Source organism: Colwellia psychrerythraea, assembly GCF_000764225.1.
GTDB lineage: Bacteria > Pseudomonadota > Gammaproteobacteria > Enterobacterales > Alteromonadaceae > Colwellia > Colwellia psychrerythraea_D.
Genome location: NZ_JQED01000007.1, coordinates 177299 through 198046, shown reverse-complemented (window position 1 = coordinate 198046; position 20748 = coordinate 177299). Strand labels below are relative to the sequence as shown.

General features: G+C 38.4%; 14 protein-coding genes. 7 read left to right on the top strand and 7 right to left on the bottom strand.

The window, feature by feature from the left end:
• Positions 1–397: 397 nt before the first annotated feature.
• The 5 genes from ND2E_RS15700 to ND2E_RS15720 form a co-directional block, all read right to left on the bottom strand.
• Positions 398–832 (bottom strand): hypothetical protein, encoded by a 435-nt coding sequence (locus ND2E_RS15700; RefSeq protein WP_150113716.1) that lies wholly within the window; start codon positions 830–832, stop codon positions 398–400.
• Positions 833–1174: 342 nt separating this feature from the next.
• Complete coding sequence (locus ND2E_RS15705) at positions 1175–1957, bottom strand: ABC transporter permease (RefSeq protein WP_033092894.1); 783 nt, start codon at positions 1955–1957, stop codon at positions 1175–1177.
• A complete protein-coding gene (locus ND2E_RS15710) occupies positions 1957–2685 on the bottom strand; it encodes an ABC transporter ATP-binding protein (RefSeq protein WP_033092893.1) in 729 nt (242 codons plus the stop codon). The genes ND2E_RS15705 and ND2E_RS15710 overlap by 1 nt, the downstream gene beginning before the upstream one ends.
• A complete protein-coding gene (locus ND2E_RS15715; protein ID WP_033092892.1) occupies positions 2682–3674 on the bottom strand; it encodes a YVTN family beta-propeller repeat protein in 993 nt (330 codons plus the stop codon). The genes ND2E_RS15710 and ND2E_RS15715 overlap by 4 nt, the downstream gene beginning before the upstream one ends.
• Before the next feature lie 96 nt (positions 3675–3770).
• Positions 3771–4970 carry an ABC transporter substrate-binding protein gene (locus ND2E_RS15720; protein WP_033092891.1) on the bottom strand — a complete coding sequence of 400 codons (1200 nt, stop codon included), beginning with the start codon at positions 4968–4970 and terminating at the stop codon, positions 3771–3773.
• Positions 4971–5340: 370 nt separating this feature from the next.
• On the opposite strand from ND2E_RS15720, the gene pedF reads away from it, so the two are divergent.
• From pedF to ND2E_RS15755, 7 genes are all read left to right on the top strand, one after another.
• Positions 5341–5781, top strand: a complete 441-nt coding sequence (gene pedF / locus ND2E_RS15725) for a cytochrome c-550 PedF (RefSeq protein ID WP_033092890.1) — start codon at positions 5341–5343, stop codon at positions 5779–5781.
• Positions 5771–6661, top strand: coding sequence for a substrate-binding periplasmic protein (locus ND2E_RS15730; protein ID WP_033092889.1), 891 nt, complete (start codon positions 5771–5773; stop codon positions 6659–6661). Before pedF ends, ND2E_RS15730 begins: the two co-directional genes overlap by 11 nt.
• A gap of 288 nt (positions 6662–6949) precedes the next feature.
• Positions 6950–8713, top strand: a complete 1764-nt coding sequence (locus ND2E_RS15735; protein WP_033092888.1) for a PQQ-dependent methanol/ethanol family dehydrogenase — start codon at positions 6950–6952, stop codon at positions 8711–8713.
• A gap of 287 nt (positions 8714–9000) precedes the next feature.
• On the top strand, positions 9001–10521 hold the full coding sequence (gene exaC, locus ND2E_RS15740) for an acetaldehyde dehydrogenase ExaC (RefSeq protein ID WP_033092887.1): 1521 nt from the start codon (positions 9001–9003) through the stop codon (positions 10519–10521).
• A 105-nt stretch (positions 10522–10626) separates the two neighbouring features.
• Positions 10627–12795, top strand: a complete 2169-nt coding sequence (locus ND2E_RS15745) for a 4Fe-4S binding protein (RefSeq protein ID WP_033092886.1) — start codon at positions 10627–10629, stop codon at positions 12793–12795.
• Positions 12796–12938: 143 nt separating this feature from the next.
• Complete coding sequence (gene nosP, locus ND2E_RS15750) at positions 12939–14087, top strand: nitric oxide-sensing protein NosP (RefSeq protein WP_033092885.1); 1149 nt, start codon at positions 12939–12941, stop codon at positions 14085–14087.
• A complete protein-coding gene (locus tag ND2E_RS15755; protein WP_033092884.1) occupies positions 14080–16644 on the top strand; it encodes a hybrid sensor histidine kinase/response regulator in 2565 nt (854 codons plus the stop codon). The genes nosP and ND2E_RS15755 overlap by 8 nt, the downstream gene beginning before the upstream one ends.
• Positions 16645–16759: 115 nt before the next feature.
• Here the strand turns inward: ND2E_RS15755 and ND2E_RS15760 are convergent, their stop codons facing one another.
• On the bottom strand, positions 16760–17341 hold the full coding sequence (locus ND2E_RS15760) for a Tll0287-like domain-containing protein (protein ID WP_052056280.1): 582 nt from the start codon (positions 17339–17341) through the stop codon (positions 16760–16762).
• A gap of 84 nt (positions 17342–17425) precedes the next feature.
• Complete coding sequence (locus ND2E_RS15765) at positions 17426–20470, bottom strand: DUF748 domain-containing protein (RefSeq protein WP_033092882.1); 3045 nt, start codon at positions 20468–20470, stop codon at positions 17426–17428.
• Positions 20471–20748 lie beyond the last annotated feature (278 nt).

Sequence of the window (20748 nt, the reverse complement as noted above, 5' to 3'; positions counted from 1 at the left end):
AATTTCAAGAGTACCTGCATGATGAAAAGTTTTGAGTTAGCGCATGGAGTCAAGCATCGGCTGTGGCACAACCACCGAGGGCGTTAGGATGGCAATAGCGCTACGCGCTATTGAACCACGAGCATAGACTGAAATTAGGTGTCACGACGGAACAAGTAAGGTAGGCGCTGTTAGCCAATAGGTTAATAATCCACGAATATCAGCATGATAACCGACGAAATTACTGGCTTCATTCTATGCGTTAACTCACTCAACTTTAAAAGAGAAAATTATGGCTCGAAAAAAGGCAGAGGTTTTTATGGTTTAACTTGACGTGGGGAGTCATACCAACGCCCCAATAAGGGGCTAAAAATTGTTTGCTAAAATGTGTAGCGAAGCGAAACCGAGCAAACTGTTTTTAGTCCCGCTTAATTGGCTTGTTATATTGCCGTGTAAACTGCTCATATTCAAGTGCCTGTAAATCCATAACATTCTCGACAACATAGCTTATTGAACCATAAGTAATTTCAACTTGCATAATACGTTTAGAATGTTTCTCTAGCACTAAATCTAAACGTTTCCATGGTGCAATTTCAAAGTTTCTAATTTGCGCAGGAAATGTCGTTATACGTTCCCCTGACTCACTAAGAGTTACAATGATTTCTGTTAATTTTTGGCCATCGTTTGCTTGGTGCGGATATACCAAAACAATCCAATTACTTTGGTTTCCTGAAACAAGTCTATTTATACCCAAATTGCTAGCTTCATTTTGCGTTAATACTTTCGTAGCAATAGATACAGAAGTAGCAAAAGCTAGAAAAGGCAACATGATTAGAACTAGCAGATAGCGCATAACTCTCCGGCAATATAACAGCTTATTATGAGGCAAAATTCCTTCTTTCTACAAAAGGGGAAAAATCGTCCATAATTTTATAATGGACTGAGATTACTTGATTGTTATCTATAGATCAATGAGTTAAAAATTATGGAATAACTGGTTGATGTGTGAAAGGAGGCAATTTGCTCGCTTTCTTGTAGAAAGGAGGAATTACGCCACACTATCTTTATATACAGTTTATTTGAGATTTATTTTTGCCTGCCGCTTTTTAGATCATGTTACTAAGCAATGCATTTAAAAGTTATGCCAAGATAACATTTCAAAGCCACCTCTAAGGTTGAAGCAAACATTTTATGATTATTTACGACCATGCAAAGGCTTAAAACTCATCAAAGCAAAAAACGAAGCTATGGTTGTAGCAACTATAACCGTCGTCAGTGCAGTCAGGTTCATTTGCCCATAAAGCGCAAATCGTAATAATTCAACACAGGAGGTAAAAGGATTAAACTGACAAAGCCAATATAACCACAAACTTGCTTCTTGCATTTTCCATAGCGGATATAAAGCACTCGATAGAAAAAACATTGGAAAAATAACAAAGTTCATCACACCAGCAAAGTTTTCTAATTGCTTAATCAGGTTAGATAACATTAAGCCTAATGCGCCGAGAAAAAAGGCAATTAAAAAGATTGCCGGTATTGAGCTAACGTATCCCATTAGCGGGATATCAACATCAACGAGTTGGGCAAAAAGTAAAAAAATCACCACTTGCAAAAGCGATAACAGCGCACTGGCAATTAACTTACAGCATAATAAAAAAGGCCGAGGTAGCGGGCTCATCAGTAGTACTTTCATGCTACCCATTTCACGGTCATAAACCATAGAGAGGGAGCTTTGCATGCCATTAAATAAAATGATCATGCAGCAAAGTCCAGGGGTAATATATTGCTGATAAGTAATATAAGTACCGTATGGCTCCATGATGGAAACACCTAGTGCCGCTCTAAAACCTGCAGCAAAAACAACTAACCAAAGCAGTGGCCTAACTAAGGCACTTAATAACCGTGAACGTTGCTGAAAAAAACGTAAAACTTCACGTTTAACGATGCCATTAAAACAATAAAGATAACGATTATTCATCAAGTGAGCTCCGCATTAGCCGTTAACGAGCGATAAAGCTGGTATACATCGGCGACATTATGTTTATTGCATAACTCTCCACTAATGCCTTGCGCTTGAATTTTACCTTCATCAATAATAATTAATTGATCCTCAGCTGATATTTCATCGATTAGATGCGTTGCCCACAACACACAAATACCTAACTCTTGACTAAGCTTGCCTACATATTCGGTGATCATTTTTCTGCTATCAATGTCTAACCCCACTGTTGCTTCATCAAGCAACAATACTTTGGGTTGATGGATTAATGCTCGAGCAATTTCAACACGGCGACGATGTCCACCATTTAAAGATCTCACTTTATCATCAAGTCGCGTTGTTAATTGAAGTTGAGTCAAGATCTCGCTGATATTATCGAGTGCTTGTGATGAGGAAATACCATGCAAAGCCGCATAATAAGTTAGGTTTTGCTCAACCGATAAATCTAAATCGAGTGTGCTTTGCTGAAAAACCACACCCATTGACTGCATAATATTCGACTTATCATGCTTATAGTCATAACCATTGATTTTAATATACCCTGATGCAGCCTGATAAAGGCCCGTTAACATTGAAAACAATGTACTTTTACCCGCGCCATTAGGACCCAGTAAGACATTAAAGCCATTGGTAATATTAAGATCTAAACCATTAACTGCTGCCTTTCTACCATAATAAAAAGTCAGTTCCTTAGTTACGATACTCATGGTTTATTACGTATCACTACGCCCCATGGGTAGCGGCCAACTTTAATCGATTTAGTCACTTTCATGCGTTCAACATCAATCACTGAAACATCACCACTGATGCCGTTTGTCGTTAATAATTGGCTTTGGTCCTTGTTAAAAGCCAGTTGCCATACTCGACGACCAACTAATAGATATTCATCGACTGCCATTTTTTTACGATCAATCACCGCAACATGATTTGCCGGCCCTAGCGCTACAAAGGCATATCGGCCATCTTCTGTTAACTCAATACCAACTGGTTGCACACGGTCATGATGAATACCTCGTATATCAAAGGTAAACTCCTTGATAATTTTTTGACTGGCCACATCAAGTATCACCACGGTTCCGCCAATCTCTGAGCTCACCCATAAATATTTATTGTCTTTAGTAAACATAGCCGATCTTGGTCTGGAGCCGACTAAGGTATTGGCAAAGTTTTTATGTGTTTTCGTATCAATCCAGTGCACCATGTTGGTTGTTTCTGAGGTAACGACTACCGTTTTGCCATCAGGACTTACCGCTAATCCTTCCGGTTCAACACCAACATCTACTTGAGTAATAACTGAAGCTGACTCAATATCAATAACGGTAAGTAAGGCATCATCTTCATTAGAGGTGTAAATAATTTTACCATTGGGATGTAATGCTATTGTTTCTGGATCTTCACCAGAGGGAAGTTCACCAATAATCTGCTCTGTTGCTAAATCGAGTATTTGAATGCTATCTGATTCACTCGCGCATATATACGCAAGCGTTTGCTCTTGGTTGAGAATGATGCCTCGAGGTCTTTGCCCTACCTCGATTTGTTTGATCACTTTATTCACGTTTAAATCGATAACCGAAATATTGTCATCCTTTTCATTGGTGACATAAGCAAGTTCAGAGGCATTCACAGAAGTAGCACTAAACAAAGCAGTGACGATCAAACAGCTTAAAATTGGTTTTAAAAATAATGTCTTTTTCATAAGTTACCTTAAGCCCTTTGTCTGCTAAAAGCCTTTATTGAGAGTTCACGCTAAGCATTTTATTCAAAACTTACCATGCTAAATTTCTTTGCCTACTTATCGAGATAATTCACATTGAGATTCTTGCGCATCAAAACCAAGGGTATCAAGTTCAGTAATGGGATGAAGCATACCCGGCTGTGGCGATTGCGAGACCAAGGCATGAGGATGAACCAGCGCTACCGGCATTCTCAATTGACGGTTCCAAGGACGAAAGCTCAGTTTACGACCTTTGTACGCCGCCAATTCAAAATCCACCGAGTTGATATACTCAATGAGTTCACTACTCCTATTTGAGTGAAGTTTATGCACTGACTCAGCAACACTGCGTACCGCAAGATAGCCAGAAAAATCTAACTCATTCATTTTTCTATCGGCCATTTCGATAAAGCGATTTTGTAATTGCGTAGCACCCCACTGCTCTATCACGCTATGCCATGCTAGCGCTTCCAAACCCGCTGAGCCAATAACAGGTCGAGGTAAATAAGTATTAAAAGGTAAAAATTCGGCAAAGGTTTTTGACTTATCAGCAACATAAACCACATCATAATCTTTTATCGTTTGAGTAAATAAAGGAATTTCTTGTTGTGCGCTTCGTCTTAGATCAGTATTAAAATCCCACTGTTTTTCATCGATAATCTTTAAACCAAAACGCTTCGCTGAACGTTTAAACGATTTGGCTAGTTCAATATCTTCAGTTTTACTGCCCTGTATTAATAATACTTGATTCATTCGACGATAAAGCAACCATTGTGCAAGTGCATCAGACTTCATGGCATCACTGGGAATAGTATGTAACACCGAACTTAAACATTGGTTATCACGTAATTCATCGGCAGACTCACTGATATTAAACAGCAACACTGACTTATTTTTAGCCCAACGCTCTAGTTGAACTAATTGTGCTAAAGGTACATCAAGAATGAAAATGCGCCGACCTTGTTGATATTGTTCATCAAAGTAAGCTAACAATTGCGGTGTTTTTGTTGCCACAAATGAGCTTAAGGTAAAGTGCTGTTGTAGAAATTTTCCGGTGGTATTTGAGTCACTGATCGCAAGATTAGCGCCTTGAAAACCACTGTCTTCAGGCTTTTTAAAAAAGTTAGCAACACCAGGGGCGTGCTGCGGCACAAATTTTACATAACTGAGTTCAAGCGTAATTGGGCTTGATATTACGTTAAGGCTAAACAGCCATAAACATATAGCCATGCTTTTTATTAGATACTTTTTCAACTTTACCCTTGCCGTAACAAACATAGCGCTCCCAACAATAAAAAAAATCAATAATCACTAATCAATCAGTCAATTTACCTGTTTGGTTTATAGCTAATTTTCTTCAACAAAACTACAAAACACCTTCAAACTAAATCATTTACCTAAAATGGTTATGACTACAAGCATATAGAAAAAACTTATAAAGTTAAAAAGACAAATATCTCAACAAAACTTTGTAACTAGCTAATATATAACAAAATAAAAATAAATATGCAGTTTATAAGATTCAAAATCATACTAAAGGATGAGGTGTAACCGAGCTAAAGTACAATTCTGGAAGCGCGCTAACCCCGTTAAGATGGTCCTATCAGAATTAAACACTCAATTTTTACGTGAAAGAAGGTACACAGCGATGATAAAACTTAACTTAGGCCGCAGCCATTTAATTGCATTACTATCAATATGTTCATTTGGTGTAGCAGCTCACGGACCTGTGACCCCACAAGCAATAAACACGTCAACATTACCTGCGTTAGACGAAGAGTGGGAAGAAACCAACCCTTACCGCACAGAAGAAGGTGATGTACGTACAGAGATTTTACGTGTTGGTGCTTCAGCCTATAACCAAAACTGTGCTCGCTGTCATGGTTTAGGTGGTATATCTGGCGGTATTGCTCCCGATTTACGTCAATTACCAGCCGATTATGATGGCGATGAGTGGTTCATTTATCGAGTACAGAATGGTGCAGTTCGTAATGGCGCAGTGTATATGCCGAAAATGACTGAGCATTTAAACCAAGAAGCCCTTTGGTCTATCCGTACTTGGTTAGAGTCAGTTAGTGATGAAGAGTAAATTTTATTCTTTCTTCTTGTGGTTAAGTTGTTGCAGCCTTTTGTGCTCAACAGCTTTTGCGCGATCATACGATGATATTATAGAAAGCAATGAAATAACCGTTGCAGTTTATAGCGACTTCATTCCCTTTTCATACCAAGAAAATGGACAAGCTAAAGGTATTGATGTTGAAGTTGCAAAACATATCGCAAAACAGTTAGGCGTTTCGCTTCGCTTTCGGTGGGTAACCGCCGATGAAAATGTTGAAGATGACTTGCGCAATAATCTATGGAAAGGTCATTACCTTAAGCGCAGTGTCGCCGACTTAATGCTTAGAGTTCCCTACGACAAGAAGTACTCAGAGTTACGTGACGATATTGGTGAACGGGTACATGAACAAGTACACATGTTCGCGCCCTATCATACCGAGTCTTGGAAAATCGTCTTTAATACTAAAAAAATTGACGATGTTAGCACCATGGCTGTCTTCCAATATCATGACATTGGTGTCGAAGTAGACTCCATCCCACAGTTTTACTTGCTTTCTGTTTTTAATGGTCGAATGCGTAACAGAACCAAACAGTTTCCTTCGTTAGCCTCCGCGATTTCAGCAATGGCAGAACAGAAAATAGATGCCGTCATGGGGCTTCGCAGTCAAGTGAGTCATTACCAGCAGCAGCTTGAATCCCCCACCTATCAATTAGCATCAAACGCCTTTCCAATGCTGGGAAAACAACAATGGGATATAGGTATGGCGGTCAAGAGTGACTACCGCCAGTTAGGCTATGCGGTTGCTGATATTGTTGAGGCTATGATAAGCCAAGGACAAATGAAAAAAATATTTGAGCAGTACAATGCTGTTTACCAAATTCCAAATCTGTACGCAGTCAATGAAGCATAACATTGACTGAGAAATAGCGGTAAATATCATCCTTTTCATCATACTAAATGATGAAAAAAACGCTACCGCTGAGTAATAGAGAAGTAAATAGAGACGTTTTAATATCGTTTTAGCCTGCTTAATTAATATATAAATGTCCCGAGACGACATGTTAATTAACGGAATGCAGGAAGGTATACCCAAGCTACATGAAGATTCAAGTTTCAGCTGGAACACGAACCTCCAAGTGGTTTGGGGAAATAAAGAAAAATATCTTTAACCAAATTTACAACCCAAGAGGAAATAACAATGATAACAACATGTAAAACAAAGGTATTGTCATTATCCATGGCAGTTTCTTTAGCGTTAACAGGTGTAGCAAATGCTGAAGTAACCGATAAAGATATTGCCAACGACCAAATGACAACTGATGATGTTGTGTCCTATGGACTTGGTCTAAGAGGACAACGTTACAGCCCTCTTGATAAAATAAATGCCGATACCGTTAAAGAGATGCGTCCAGTTTGGTCATTCTCGTTAGGTGGTGAAAAACAACGTGGTCAAGAATCTCAACCTTTGATTAAAGATGGCGTCATGTATATTACAGGCTCATACTCTCGTGTGTATGCCATAGACGCAAATACGGGTGACGAACTTTGGCAATATGATGCACGATTACCTGATGGCATTATGCCTTGTTGTGATGTTATCAACCGTGGTGCTGCACTATACGAAGATCTGGTTATTTTTGCCACACTTGATGCCAAACTTGTCGCCCTTAATAAAGACACAGGTAAAGTCGTTTGGAAAAAGAAAGTAGAAGATTACAAAGCAGGTTATTCAATCACTGCTGCACCCATCATTGTTAAAGGTAAAATCATCACAGGTGTTGCTGGTGGTGAATTTGGCGTAGTAGGTAAAGTAAGAGCTTATAATGCCAAAAATGGTAAATTAGTATGGGAACGCCCAACAGTTGAAGGCCATATGGGCTACATCTGGAAAAATGGCAAAAAGACTGAAAATGGCATTTCTGGTGGTAAAGCAGGTGAAACATGGCCAGCAGAATTGTGGAAATCTGGTGGTGCTGCGCCTTGGTTAGGCGGTACTTATGATGCTGATGTTGATTTATTATTCTTTGGTACGGGTAACCCTGCCCCGTGGAACTCTCATTTACGCCCAGGCGATAACCTTTTCTCATCATCACGCTTAGCGATAGACCCTGATACAGGTAAAATTGTTTGGCATTTCCAAACCACACCACATGATGGTTGGGATTTTGATGGTGTTAACGAGCTTGTTTCTTTCGATTACAAACAAAATGGTAAAACAGTTAAAGCGGCAGCAACCGCTGACAGAAATGGTTTCTTCTATGTACTAAATCGTGAGAATGGTGACTACATTCGAGGCTTCCAATTTGTTGATAAGCAAACTTGGGCTTCAGGACTTGATAAGAAAGGCCGCCCGATTTATATCGATAGTAATAGACCATCAGATCCAAGTAAGTCAGAAGGTGGTAATAAAGGTAGCACTGTTGTTGCAGCCCCTGCTTTCTTAGGTGGTAAAAACTGGATGCCAATGGCATACAGCCAAGATACAGAACTGTTCTACGTACCATCAAACGAATGGGAAATGGACATCTGGAATGAGCCAACGGCCTATAAAAAAGGTGCCGCTTATTTAGGTGCTGGTTTTACCATTAAAGCGATTAATAAAGACTATATTGGTGTATTAAAAGCAATCGACCCTAAAACAGGTGAAGTTGTTTGGCGTTATAATAACTTCGCACCATTATGGGGTGGCGTATTGGCTACTGCGGGTAACCTAGTATTTACCGGTAACCCTGAAGGTTATTTACTTGGCCTTGATGCTAAAACAGGTGAAGTTAAATATAAATTCAATACCGGCTCAGGCATCGTTGGTTCTCCAGTGACCTGGGAAATGGATGGCGAGCAATACCTGTCTGTTTTATCTGGTTGGGGTGGCGCCGTACCTTTATGGGGTGGTGATGTTGCCAAGCGTATCAAGCACTTAAACCAAGGTGGTAGTGTGTGGACCTTTAAACTACCTAAATAACAGCAAAATTTTCATCCAAAGGCTTTTGAATTTATTCAAAAGCCTTTTTTAGTTAAAAGTCTATATTTTCAGTCAGTTAAAAACAAGATTTAGTTAAATTTCAACAACTCATTCTAAAGTATGATGTTTTCTATGCAAAGGGAGAATAGTGTACTTACTGTACTACTACTAATATAAATACATGAAACAACGCTTTGGTAATTATCAATTTGATAAATATCAAAGTAAATATAAACAGGGCCAAGGAAAAGAGTTTTACTCTGGTTGGTCTAGATACGAGGTGATATATGATCTATGCAAACCCAGGCAGTGAAGGTTCTGTCGTTTCTTTCAAACCTAAATATGAAAACTTTATCGGCGGTAAGTGGGTTGCTCCAGTAAAAGGAAATTACTTTACAAATACCACCCCTGTTACTGGTGAAGCAATTTGTGAAATTCCGCGTTCAAGTGCTGAAGATATTGAATTAGCACTCGATGCCGCTCATGCAGCAAAAGCAGCATGGGGTAAAACATCCGTGCAAGAACGCTCAAATATCTTATTACAAATCGCTGACCGCATTGAAGCTAACCTAGAATTAATCGCGGTAGCTGAAACTTGGGATAATGGTAAACCAGTACGTGAAACGCTTAATGCTGATATTCCATTAACCGTTGATCACTTCCGCTACTATGCGGGCTGTATTCGTGCTCAAGAAGGCTCTATTTCACAAATAGATGATGATACTGTTGCGTATCACTTCCATGAGCCTATCGGTGTTGTTGGTCAAATAATTCCGTGGAACTTTCCTATGCTAATGGCGGCATGGAAATTAGCGCCAGCACTTGCGGCAGGTAACTGTATTATTATCAAACCTGCTGAGCAAACCCCAGCAAGTATTTTAGTATTCATGGAAATAATTGCCGACTTATTACCAGACGGTGTATTAAATATTGTCAACGGCTACGGTAAAGAAGCTGGTGAAGCATTAGCAACGAGCACACGCATCGGCAAAATTGCCTTTACGGGTTCAACCCCAGTTGGCCAACATATTTTGAAATGTGCTGCTGAAAATTTAATTCCTTCTACGGTAGAGCTTGGCGGAAAATCACCAAACATTTTCTTCGGTGATATCACGCAATTTGAAGACGACTACCTTGATAAATGTGCTGAAGGTTTTGCCTTAGGTTTCTTTAACCAAGGTGAAGTATGTACCTGTCCTTCACGTGCACTGGTACAAGAAGACATTTTCGATGTATTCATGGAAAAAGTGCTTGAGAAAACTAGAGATATTGTTCGAGGCAACCCGCTAGATGTTAACACTATGGTTGGCGCACAAGCGTCTAAAGAGCAATTTGATAAAATTCAAGGTTATCTGCAAATAGGTAAAGATGAAGGTGCTGTTGTACTTTCTGGTGGTAGCGCTGAAGAGTTAGATGGTTCACTTGAAACAGGTTATTACATTCAACCAACTATTTTGAAAGGTAAAAACTCAATGCGCGTTTTCCAAGAAGAAATTTTTGGACCGGTAATTTCTGTAACTACCTTTAAAGATGCTGAAGAAGCGTTACAAATCGCTAACGATACGGCATTTGGTTTAGGTGCAGGTGTGTGGACTCGTGATGCTAACCTTGCTCACCGTATGGGTCGTGGTATTGAATCAGGACGAGTGTGGACTAACTGTTACCATTTATACCCTGCTCATGCTGCATTTGGTGGTTATAAGAAATCAGGTATTGGTCGCGAAACACACAAAATGATGCTTGATCATTACCAACAAACCAAAAACTTATTAGTGAGCTATAGCACAAGCCCTTTAGGCTTCTTTTAAACTAATATTTTAGTTCTTAAGTACTAGGTAAATGAGTGTCCCTTTGTTAAGTAAGCGACACTCATTTTTTTTATACAGCTCACGACACATTATTCAGGTGTTAACATGCCTTTTAAACACTTAAAAAATCTAAAAACATGGGCTCTCTTTACCCTACTGTTAATGTTAACAACCTCCTTTTATTCTGCTGCTTTTAATACCACAACTCATGCCAATGTCACCGCAATTTCCGATGACGTCGCCCAGCTATTTCCCAGTGCCACCCGTGTTGGCCCAATGGACAAAAATATCGCCGTAACGCCTGTTTATCAATTAAATGAACTGCTCGGTTATGTTTTTGAATCAGATGATTTTGTCAATTTTATTGGCTTCTCTGGTCAAACAATTAACCTGTTAATTGGCATTGATACCCAAGGCGTTTTTACCGGATTAAAAATACTCGATCATAACGAACCAATTTTTTTACATGGCCTTGGCGAACAGTCCATGTTCAAATTCATCAAACAATATCAAGGACATTCCATTAAAGAGCGATTTATTGTCAACGCGCGCTCTAAAACGGCTAATGACATTGCCTATATTGACGGGGTTACCCGCGCCACAATATCTGTATTGGTAATCAACGACACCATTACCGCCTCTGCCCTCAAAGTAGCACGAGAAAGGCTCTCTGGCTTTGTAGCGCCATCACAAGTCAGTATTAATGCCGATTACTTTCAGGCAATGAACTTTACAGAATTGCTGGATAGAAATTTTATTACCCATTGGCAGCTTAATCGTGAACAAGCACTGGCGACAACTCAAACCTCACCGACAAATTTAGCCAATGAAATACAGCAACTTACTGAGGAAGGAGAGGACTTTATCGACCTCTATTTTGCTTTTGTCAATATCCCTATCATTGGTAAAAACTTGTTAGGTGAAGAAGAGTATCAACGTTTACTTGATAGCTTAAAACCAGGTGAACATGCCTTAATGATGTTTGGTAGTGGTCAATATGACTTTGTTAGTGAAGACTTTATTCCACAAACCGTACCCAACCGCTTGAGCGCACAACAAGCGACACTGCCTGTTGATATACGTGATATCGACTTTTACAGTTTTTCAGACCCTTCATTTGCGCTTACCGTACCAGACTTTAATGACATTAAAGTTTTTAGAATAAAGTCTCAATCAGGGTTTGAATTAAATAAAGAATTTTCGTTATCGCTAATGGTCAGTTATAACAAGTCATTTTTATCTCAGCAACAACACAGTTTTTCAATAAATAACACCCTACCTGAGAATTTATTTATCCAAAATACTCCCGAAATTAATGCTGAAGAAAATCGCCCGTTATGGTTAAAAATATGGATAAGTCGCAGCACTGATATCATTATACTTAGCAGTTACCTTATTTTTTTAGTTGGGTTATTTATCAAACAAGCAACACTCGCCCAAAACGCTGATACCACCCACAAAATACGATTTATTTCTTTAGCTTTTGTCATTGGTTTTATAGGGTTTTATGCGCAAGGGCAATTATCAGTCGTTAATATTTACACCTTATTATTGTCACTCTGGCAGGGGTTTAATATCGATGTTTTCCTGCTTGACCCAATCATTTTTATCTTATGGGTCTTTGTCTTTATTAGTCTTTTTCTCTGGGGTCGAGGTCTGTTTTGTGGTTGGTTATGCCCTTTTGGTGCATTACAAGAATTTGCAGCCTTAATCGCCAGTAAACTCAAAATAAAACAAATAAAAATAAAACCTCAACACCATAAAGCGGCCCAAAAAATTAAATATGCGGTGCTTATTATATTGGTTGGCTGCTCGTTTTATTCATTGACCCTTGCCGAGCAACTCGCCGAAATAGAACCTTTTAAAACCAGCATCACACTCAACTTTGTGCGCTATTGGCCATTTGTCTTGTACGTAGTATTAATACTCGCGCTTAGCTTAAAAATTCACAAAGTTTACTGCCGTTATTTGTGCCCGTTAGGTGCAGGCCTTGCCATAATTGGCCGTTACCCGCTTTTCAAATGGTTAACCCGACGCCAAGAGTGCGGCTCACCCTGCCAACTTTGCCGCAATAAAAAGTGTGGTATTGATGCGATTAATAAAGACGGCTCTGTTGACTATGGCGAATGTATTCAATGTTTAGAATGCTTAGTCACCATTAAGAGTCCGAAGGAATGTGTTGTTGATAAGTATTCGAAAAAAAGAAAAGCAAAAGTAGTCGTGGTAACACCACATACTGATTATATAAATCAGCTTGAGCAAAAGCAGTGCTAACAAAAGCATTCAACAATAGTTTTTTCAAACAAGAAAGAGAAAATCACTTATAAGTTAACGTGTTAATAGCAAAGTTAGCACATGCAAATCAGAGTAAATATGGTTATTCTATATTTCATGTATCGCTTGTCCAAAGGAATTATATGAGTACTATTAAAACAATTACCGCAGTCAGTAATGCCACTGACCCATTCCTTGCAAGCCAAGAGCTTTACCAGCAACTCAACCAAGACAATATTTGCTTTGTATTATTTTATTGCTCTTCAACCTATGCATTAGATGCATTAGCCCAAACAATGGAAGAGACCTTCAAAGAGACTAAAATTGTTGGCTGTACAACGGCTGGAGAAGTCACTCAGCAGGGCTATGAGCAACACTCAATTGTGGCTATCGGTTTCTCTAGTGAGTACTTTGCCATCAGCGCTAAACTTATTGAAACGATGGAGAAATTCGACACTATCAACGCCCAGTCGACAATCAATGAGTTAGTAGAAGAGTGCCAATCAAAAGATTTAACGACCATCAAAAATAACAGTTTTTTACTGACCTTACTCGACGGACTTTCCTCAAACGAAGAACAATTTCTGGTTACCTTAAACTCAGCAACCCGGGGTATTCCCCACTTTGGCGGCTCTGCTGGAGATGATATTAATTTAGCGAAAACTCATGTGTATTATCAAGGAAGCTTTTATCAAAATGCTGCCATCGTCATTATGATAAACACCACTTTATCTTTCGAGGTATTTAACTGTCACCATATCGCACTGCCGACAGAAAAATTAGTAGTTACCGCGGCAGACGCTGACAGTAGAACCGTCTATGAGCTCAACGCAGAGCCGGCTGCACTTGAATACGCCAAGTTATTAAACATGGAGTTAAAAGACTTGAGCCCAGAAGTGTTTTCGCTCAATCCTTTAGCAGTGAAAGTAGGCGGTCACTATTATATTCGTTCCATACAAAAAGTGAATGAAGCGGATTTAAGCCTAACCTTTTATTGTGCGGTCGATGTCGGCATTGTGCTTACGGCTGTTGAAATGGGCGATATATTTGACCCAGTAACAGACAGGTTAGATGAGATTTCACAGCGCTATGGAAAGCCTGAGTTAGTCCTGACCTGTGATTGCTTTTTACGGCGTTTAGAGATCGAACAGAAAGGTCTTGAAAAACAAGTGCAAAGATTAAATGCAAAATATAATATTGCTGGCTTTAATACCTATGGCGAACACATTAATGGTACTCACTTAAACCAAACCTTTACCGGTGTGTACATCGCAGGAGGCATTAATGAGTAATCAAGCATTAGAGGAAGAGCTGGCACAATTAAAAAAACAGAATTTGAAGTTAAAAAAAATTAACGACGCTTTGATGCAACGTGTTGAAGATAGTGGTGAAAACCAATACGCACCTTATACTGCTTTTGAACACTCGGTTCATCTGGCTGAACAAGTCAGAGAAAAAACGCAAACCTTAAATGAAACACTGGCAAAACTCGAACGAAGTAACCACGCATTAAAACAAGCAAATGCGAAAGCGAACCTGTTCAAACAGCGCTTTATTGATGCGATAGAAAGTATTACAGAAGCCTTTGTATTACTCGACAGTAAAGGTCGAATCATTTTACAAAACAGTAATTTTGCTAATTTTTGGACTAACTCAGGCTTACCTATTACTGAAGGTGCTAACCTTAAAGATTTGAAAGATTTAGCCAAAACTCGCGGACTAATTCGACGAGCTTCACCTGGCGATGCTTTTGCCAGTCCTGTTTATCAACTTTCCGACGATCGTTGGTTTCAATTAAATGAACACCAGACCAGCGAAGGTGGCTGGGTAATGCTCTATACCGATATTACCGCAGTAAAAACGGCAGAAAGTGCTCGTTATGAACGAGGTATGGCACAAAAGTCACTGTTACTACAAAACTTAATAGATAACCTTTCACAAGGTGTTGTGTTGATTAGTAGTCATAATAAAATCGAGGTATGGAATAAGCGTTTTGCCCAAATTAGTCAGTTATCCCCTCACCTACTAAGGGGCACTCCGACAATTGATAACATGCAACATTTAACAGAGCTCGAGTTAGCGCCACGATCAAGCACCGATAGCTACTCTTATACCCAAACACTAATTAACGGTACAGTACTAGAAATAAGAGATCACCGACTGAAAAACGGCAAAATAATAAAAACCTATAGTGATATTACCGAGCGGCATCGCTATGCAGAATCCTTAAGAAAGAGTGAGAGTTGGCTACGATTAATCACAGATAACGTACCTGCCATGATCGCTTATGTCGGTAAGGATTTAAAATATCAGTTTACCAACCAAGTGTATGTTGACTGGTACGGCTGGCCTCAAGGTGGTCTTAATGGATTAGAGCTGGAACAAAGCCGTGTTCATTCAAATTTTACTAAAATAAGGCGTTATGTTGATCGCGCTTTACAAGGTGAAAGCGTCAGTTTTACTATTGATGAAAAAAATAAGTTTGGTGAGTCGAGCTATTTACTAAAATCTTATGTACCAAATCGTGATGTTAATGGTGAGGTCCTTGGTTTTTTTGTACTTATTCGTGACATTACTGAGCGAAGAAAAAATGCCTTAGCACTGCAAAAGGCCCATGATGAATTAGAAGTGAGAGTACAAGAACGAACCTTTCAATTGCAAAGTTTAAATGACAAGTTGCAAGTAGAAGTAGAAGAACGTCGTCAGGCACAAACCAATTTGGTCAAAGCCAAAAGCGAAGCAGAATTTGCGAATATTTCAAAAACAAAATTTCTAGCCGCTGTTAGCCATGATTTATTACAGCCCTTAAATGCCGCCCAGCTTTTTACTAGCTCATTAATGGAACGACCTTTAGAAGATAAGACTAAAAATCAGCTAAACTCTGTCGCTAATTCATTAGATGATCTAGAGAATTTAATCTCAACTTTGGTTGATATTTCCAAACTTGATGCTGGCGTGGTTAAAGCTGATAAAAGTTCGTTTAAATTGTCAGATCTCCTCAATAACCTAGTGAGTGAGTACCAACAAATTAGCGACCAATTTCAAGTGGAGTTGCGTTACGTAAGCAGCGATCTTGTAGTAAATAGCGACAGTGTATTACTCGCCCGCATACTGCGTAACTTTCTTTCAAATGCCTTTAGATATACGAACAATGGTAAGGTTTTACTGGGCTGTCGACGTCAAGATGACCAGCTGTCTATTGAAGTTTGGGACAACGGCACTGGTATTGCTCAAGACCAAATACAGGAAATATTTAAAGAGTTCAAACGTCTTAAGGCTTCACAGACCGCGTTTCGTAACGGCCTTGGTTTAGGGTTAGCTATAGTCGATAAAATATCCAAAGTACTAGAACACCCTATTAATGTTAGCTCTACACTAGGTAAAGGCTCTGTCTTTTCAGTAAAAGTTCCGCTGGGCAAAATAAGTGACTTGCCGCAGTCAAATGGACCGCTAAATGCTATTTTGGATAATCCAGTATTAGCCAATAGTAAAATTTGGCTTGTTGATAACGACGCCAGTGTCTGTGCAGGCATGTCGCAACTGCTAGCAGGTTGGGAGTGTGAAGTTATTACTGCAACTAGCCTAGAGGACTTACAACAACAGGTAGATATTTCTAAGGAGCATGCCAATATATTAATCGTTGATTATCACCTTGATGACGGCGTCAATGGTTTTGATGTGGCAAAGGAAATTAATAACTGTCGAGATAAAGTACTGCCAGTGATGATGATTACTGCTAATTACAGTAAACAACTGAAAAAAGAAGTTAAAGATAGCGAGATTTTATTATTAAATAAGCCCGTTAAACCGTTGAAATTAAAAACATCAATGCTGTACTTATTGAAGTAGTGACTGAGCGAAATAGTGACTATTAGAGCGACTTCAATAGTTAATATGCCGCGAGTATTAAAACGCCGTTCCCCCTTTTAATACTCGCTGATCATTATCTAATTTAAGCGAATGATTAGTTAATGATTTTTTGTAAGCTAAAGGCTCCGCGAATGTCACCGACCATAAATCCTGTTGCCTGATCATTTGGATAAAGCGACTTAACTTTTTTTGTAATGTCTTGTGAAATATCTCCACCATGACAGGTTATACATAAACCTGCTGTAGGGATTGCTTTCATATATCGGTAGACTAATTTATCGCCTTCTTTCACCGTTTCTGCGTATTCCATGGTTTTTAAATTTTCCCCCGCAGCTTTACGTTTTTCAAATTGAGTTAACGTCGTCATTTCCCATTCATCAGGTGAATTTTTTTCGTTTCTAACTTTCAATGAGGTCCTAGCTATATCCCAACCTGATGATAAAGCGATCTCTTGAGCAATAGGGCCGGCTTGCATATTACACTGCTCTAATGCTTTTATCGGTCCGCCTGATTTCATTGACGTTTTTAATACATGCTTTAAATTATTGCCAAACGCTTTTACTAAGGAACGTGCTTCTAACGTCTCAGGGCTAGTCACTATTTCTGAGGTATTTGCCAGCAAAGGTATTATTGATAACGTGCTGACCAGCAACACCTTAAAACGCATTAATTTCATTTGTTTCTCCATCATATTCTTAAATCATCCGCATTGAGTATGTTAGTAATTTACCACTGACTAAATTACTAACAAATTGGCCGTTTATTTTGCTTTTAAACTAAGCGGTAACGTTATTTGTGATTGCTCAATATTGGCAAGTTTGTTTTCAACCTCAATACTGCTATCGAGCAAAAACACATTAACACTAGGCACTTGAGCAGTTTCAATAAGGTGCTTTTGAATTTGTAATGCACGTTGTTTTGCCAGCAGTAAATATTCACCGTCTGTTACGGTTGTTTCAGCAAGAATAAACTTTACCGCCTCGTTAAAAAACTTCTCTTGCTTTAATGCTTGCTCTTCTTTAGTTAATACAGGAGCCTCATCCACTTGCTTTTCAGTAGCTTCTTTCAGTTTTTCTTGCGGCATTGGCTCAGTTTGTTTATTCAACGAGTGATAATAATCGATTAACGCTGTTTTCTCATCTTCGCTCAGTGCGTCTGATAAGGTTCTCGGTGATATTTGCAACTGTTTCAATACTTTTGCATAGGCCATTTCGTCATGATCAATTAAGTTAGAACTTAATCCTCTTATTTCAATATACAAAGAAGGTCGTTGTAATAACGCTTTGGCAAGAGTATTAAGTTTCCCCTGCTCTGCTTCATTAAGCTCAAAACTGTTTGCGCTAAAAATCACATGGTCAAGATTATCATTATCTCCCTCGACTAAACTTGCCAATGCTTTAAATGGCGAGCTGATAATACCGGTAATCAAATTACCTAATGCTCCCCACACCAAACTTGAGTATTTAAAGTCCGGATTATCAATATCACCTCGAATAGGCAGATTAAATTCTATAACCCCATCGCTGTCTTTTAGCATTGATAAGGCAAACTTTATTGGCAAGCTGGTCGCTTCTTCGCTATTAACAACATCGCCTAATGTGAGCTGATCTAAGGTGACATTATTCTCAGCAACAAGTTTATTATTCGACAATTTATAATTCAGCCCTAAACTCAGCTTGCCTTTATCTATCGCATAGCCAGCAAATTTTCCGCTGTAAGGTGTAAATGTCGTTAACTCAATCCCTTTAAATAACATATCAATATCAGTAAAGGCATCATGACTTAGCGGGTTAACAGCGCCTTTAATAATGACAGGCGCGTATTTATCAACTTTACCTTTTAAATCTATTTTTGCTCTGCTGTCTTCATTAGAAGATAACCCTGTTATATCACCGTTTAAACTGTAAATTCCGGCGCTAAATTTTGGCGTTAATGAGCTATCTGAAAAATCTAACTTACCGTTTGTTATGTTTATTTCATTGATATCTGCGGTAAAATTTTGCCCTGTTGACCTGGCGTCACTGTTGACCTCTGACTCAGTATTTTTCACTTCTACAGTAGACGGTTCTGCTGGTTGCTCTTTCACTAACTGTTGGATATTAGTTGTACTAGCTTCATTAATGACTAGACGTAAAAAAGGTTCGCTAATGTTAATAGCAGACAAGGTTAAATGTTGTTTAGGGTAATTAAATTGAATATCGTTTAATGCCAAGTTGTTCCAACTTACCAACTCTTCATTTAATGTCGTCTCTATAACATTGAGTGAATTGATGTTTATATCCCCCTGAATATTCAATAAAGGTGTCACCTTGGCAGCGTCGACATCAATCATTAAGTTTGTAGCTAATTCACCTTGAAGTATTTTCATGTTGGCAAAAGCATTAATATAAGACTGGAAACCATCTAACGATATATTCTCTGTATCAAGGTTAATGGACAGGCGTTTAGACTCAGGTTTTACAGTTCCTTTTATCTTAATATCCCCTTGACTGTTCAAGCGTATTTTAGAAGATAATTGTGCTATTTCGTCAGTAAAAGGCTTTAAGTTTTCAATTGCTAAAGAGTTTATTGTGATGTCATGAATTGCTGTAGGTTCAACAGAACTGTCGTTAATGACAATATTATTATTGCCTGCGTTGATGGCTTTTATGTCTAACTCCCAGTTACTAGACGTATTCTGATTTTGCGCTACAACTGGAGCTTTTTTGACTGAATTTTCCGTTTCATCATCGCTGTTAATGACATCAGCTGATTGATTTAGCTTTTGCAATACAAATAAGTCTTCTATATCAAACTGTGATAACTTGTTTCTGTTAATCGCAATGAAACTTCCACTGTTTGAAACACTATTAATAACAATATTTTTATCTAGTGAACTCAGTTGTTCAAGATCTAAGCTTAACTCATCTGAGGTAATAATTTTTTTGTTGTCTTCTCTACGACGAATCTCTAAATTTGAAATTGAGGCCAGTAAATTATTGATTTTAAATTCAGGCTGATCGCCCGTTAAGCTAAAATCATAGTGACTATTAATCTTTAATGCCCCTTCAGTGATATCAAATAATATTCTTTGTTGCATATAATCTGAAATAACTTGTAATGGGCTAACAAAACTAATATCACCAGATGACGTAAGGGGAGATAAACTAAACTTACCGTGCCAGTTAAGTTCAGTGCCCTGTGATGTTTTAGCTTTCACATGGTGCATATTATTATCGCCCGCTTTGGTGGAGAAGTTATCCAAGGCGATATTAATTTCTTTGATTTTATGGTGGTAAGCAGTTTGTCTATTGAGGTCACTAAAGTTGATAATTCCCTCATTATGACGAAACTTATCTATCGATAAAATCCAAGCAGGTTCATTGTTATTCTCACTGTCAATTTCACTTGGCGGAGCAGTATTTTTAATGATGATGTCTTGAAAATTTAAGTCACCATTCGCCAGTATTAATACGCTAACCTCTGGTTTATTAATAATAATTTCGTCAAAAGAAATCGTTTTTTGTATAAGAGGGAAAGCCTGGAAATTTAAAGTCAACAAGTCAAATCCAAGCAATTTATCTGTATGCTTACCGCGAATACTGAACTCCTTTAAGGTGATAGATAATGTAAACGGATTAAATTCAATAGCAGTTAATTGAGATTGTCGTTCTAATTTTTCTGTCACTGTATCTATTATGACTGGCTTTAGAATGAGAGGTAAAATTAAAAAGCCAATGATGGCATAAAGTACTACGGCTATGCCGCTATAAACCATAGCTCTAGTGCGCTTATTTAATGCAGAAAATTTTTGCCAAAGGGTCATAATAAACTCATTTAATATACTGATTCAAACAAGGGTTTGGAATTAAAAAACAATCTCTATCTAATCACTTTATTCAAGAAATTACCATTGTTTTCATAAGTTTAATATCATAATGCGATAAAATATTAATAGCACTGCTTTCGAGAGACTGAAAAATAAAAATGTGACTACAAATATTTTATGTCGATAAAATGTGATGTCTAAAACTTAGTATAGAAAAAGTGACCAATTTATCGAGAAGAACATGAGTTGCTCAGGCACTCAGAGGTGTATAACTT

What these genes read in the sequence shown, in the direction of transcription:
- exaC (WP_033092887.1), top strand. Translation starts at nt 9,001, where the DNA reads ATGATCTATGCAAACCCAGGCAGTGAAGGTTCTGTCGTTTCTTTCAAA.
- ND2E_RS15720 (WP_033092891.1), bottom strand. Translation starts at nt 4,970, where the DNA reads ATGTTTGTTACGGCAAGGGTAAAGTTGAAAAAGTATCTAATAAAAAGC.
- ND2E_RS15765 (WP_033092882.1), bottom strand. Translation starts at nt 20,470, where the DNA reads ATGACCCTTTGGCAAAAATTTTCTGCATTAAATAAGCGCACTAGAGCT.
- ND2E_RS15730 (WP_033092889.1), top strand. Translation starts at nt 5,771, where the DNA reads ATGAAGAGTAAATTTTATTCTTTCTTCTTGTGGTTAAGTTGTTGCAGC.
- pedF (WP_033092890.1), top strand. Translation starts at nt 5,341, where the DNA reads ATGATAAAACTTAACTTAGGCCGCAGCCATTTAATTGCATTACTATCA.
- nosP (WP_033092885.1), top strand. Translation starts at nt 12,939, where the DNA reads ATGAGTACTATTAAAACAATTACCGCAGTCAGTAATGCCACTGACCCA.
- ND2E_RS15745 (WP_033092886.1), top strand. Translation starts at nt 10,627, where the DNA reads ATGCCTTTTAAACACTTAAAAAATCTAAAAACATGGGCTCTCTTTACC.
- ND2E_RS15705 (WP_033092894.1), bottom strand. Translation starts at nt 1,957, where the DNA reads ATGAATAATCGTTATCTTTATTGTTTTAATGGCATCGTTAAACGTGAA.
- ND2E_RS15715 (WP_033092892.1), bottom strand. Translation starts at nt 3,674, where the DNA reads ATGAAAAAGACATTATTTTTAAAACCAATTTTAAGCTGTTTGATCGTC.
- ND2E_RS15760 (WP_052056280.1), bottom strand. Translation starts at nt 17,341, where the DNA reads ATGAAATTAATGCGTTTTAAGGTGTTGCTGGTCAGCACGTTATCAATA.
- ND2E_RS15755 (WP_033092884.1), top strand. Translation starts at nt 14,080, where the DNA reads ATGAGTAATCAAGCATTAGAGGAAGAGCTGGCACAATTAAAAAAACAG.
- ND2E_RS15710 (WP_033092893.1), bottom strand. Translation starts at nt 2,685, where the DNA reads ATGAGTATCGTAACTAAGGAACTGACTTTTTATTATGGTAGAAAGGCA.
- ND2E_RS15700 (WP_150113716.1), bottom strand. Translation starts at nt 832, where the DNA reads ATGCGCTATCTGCTAGTTCTAATCATGTTGCCTTTTCTAGCTTTTGCT.
- ND2E_RS15735 (WP_033092888.1), top strand. Translation starts at nt 6,950, where the DNA reads ATGATAACAACATGTAAAACAAAGGTATTGTCATTATCCATGGCAGTT.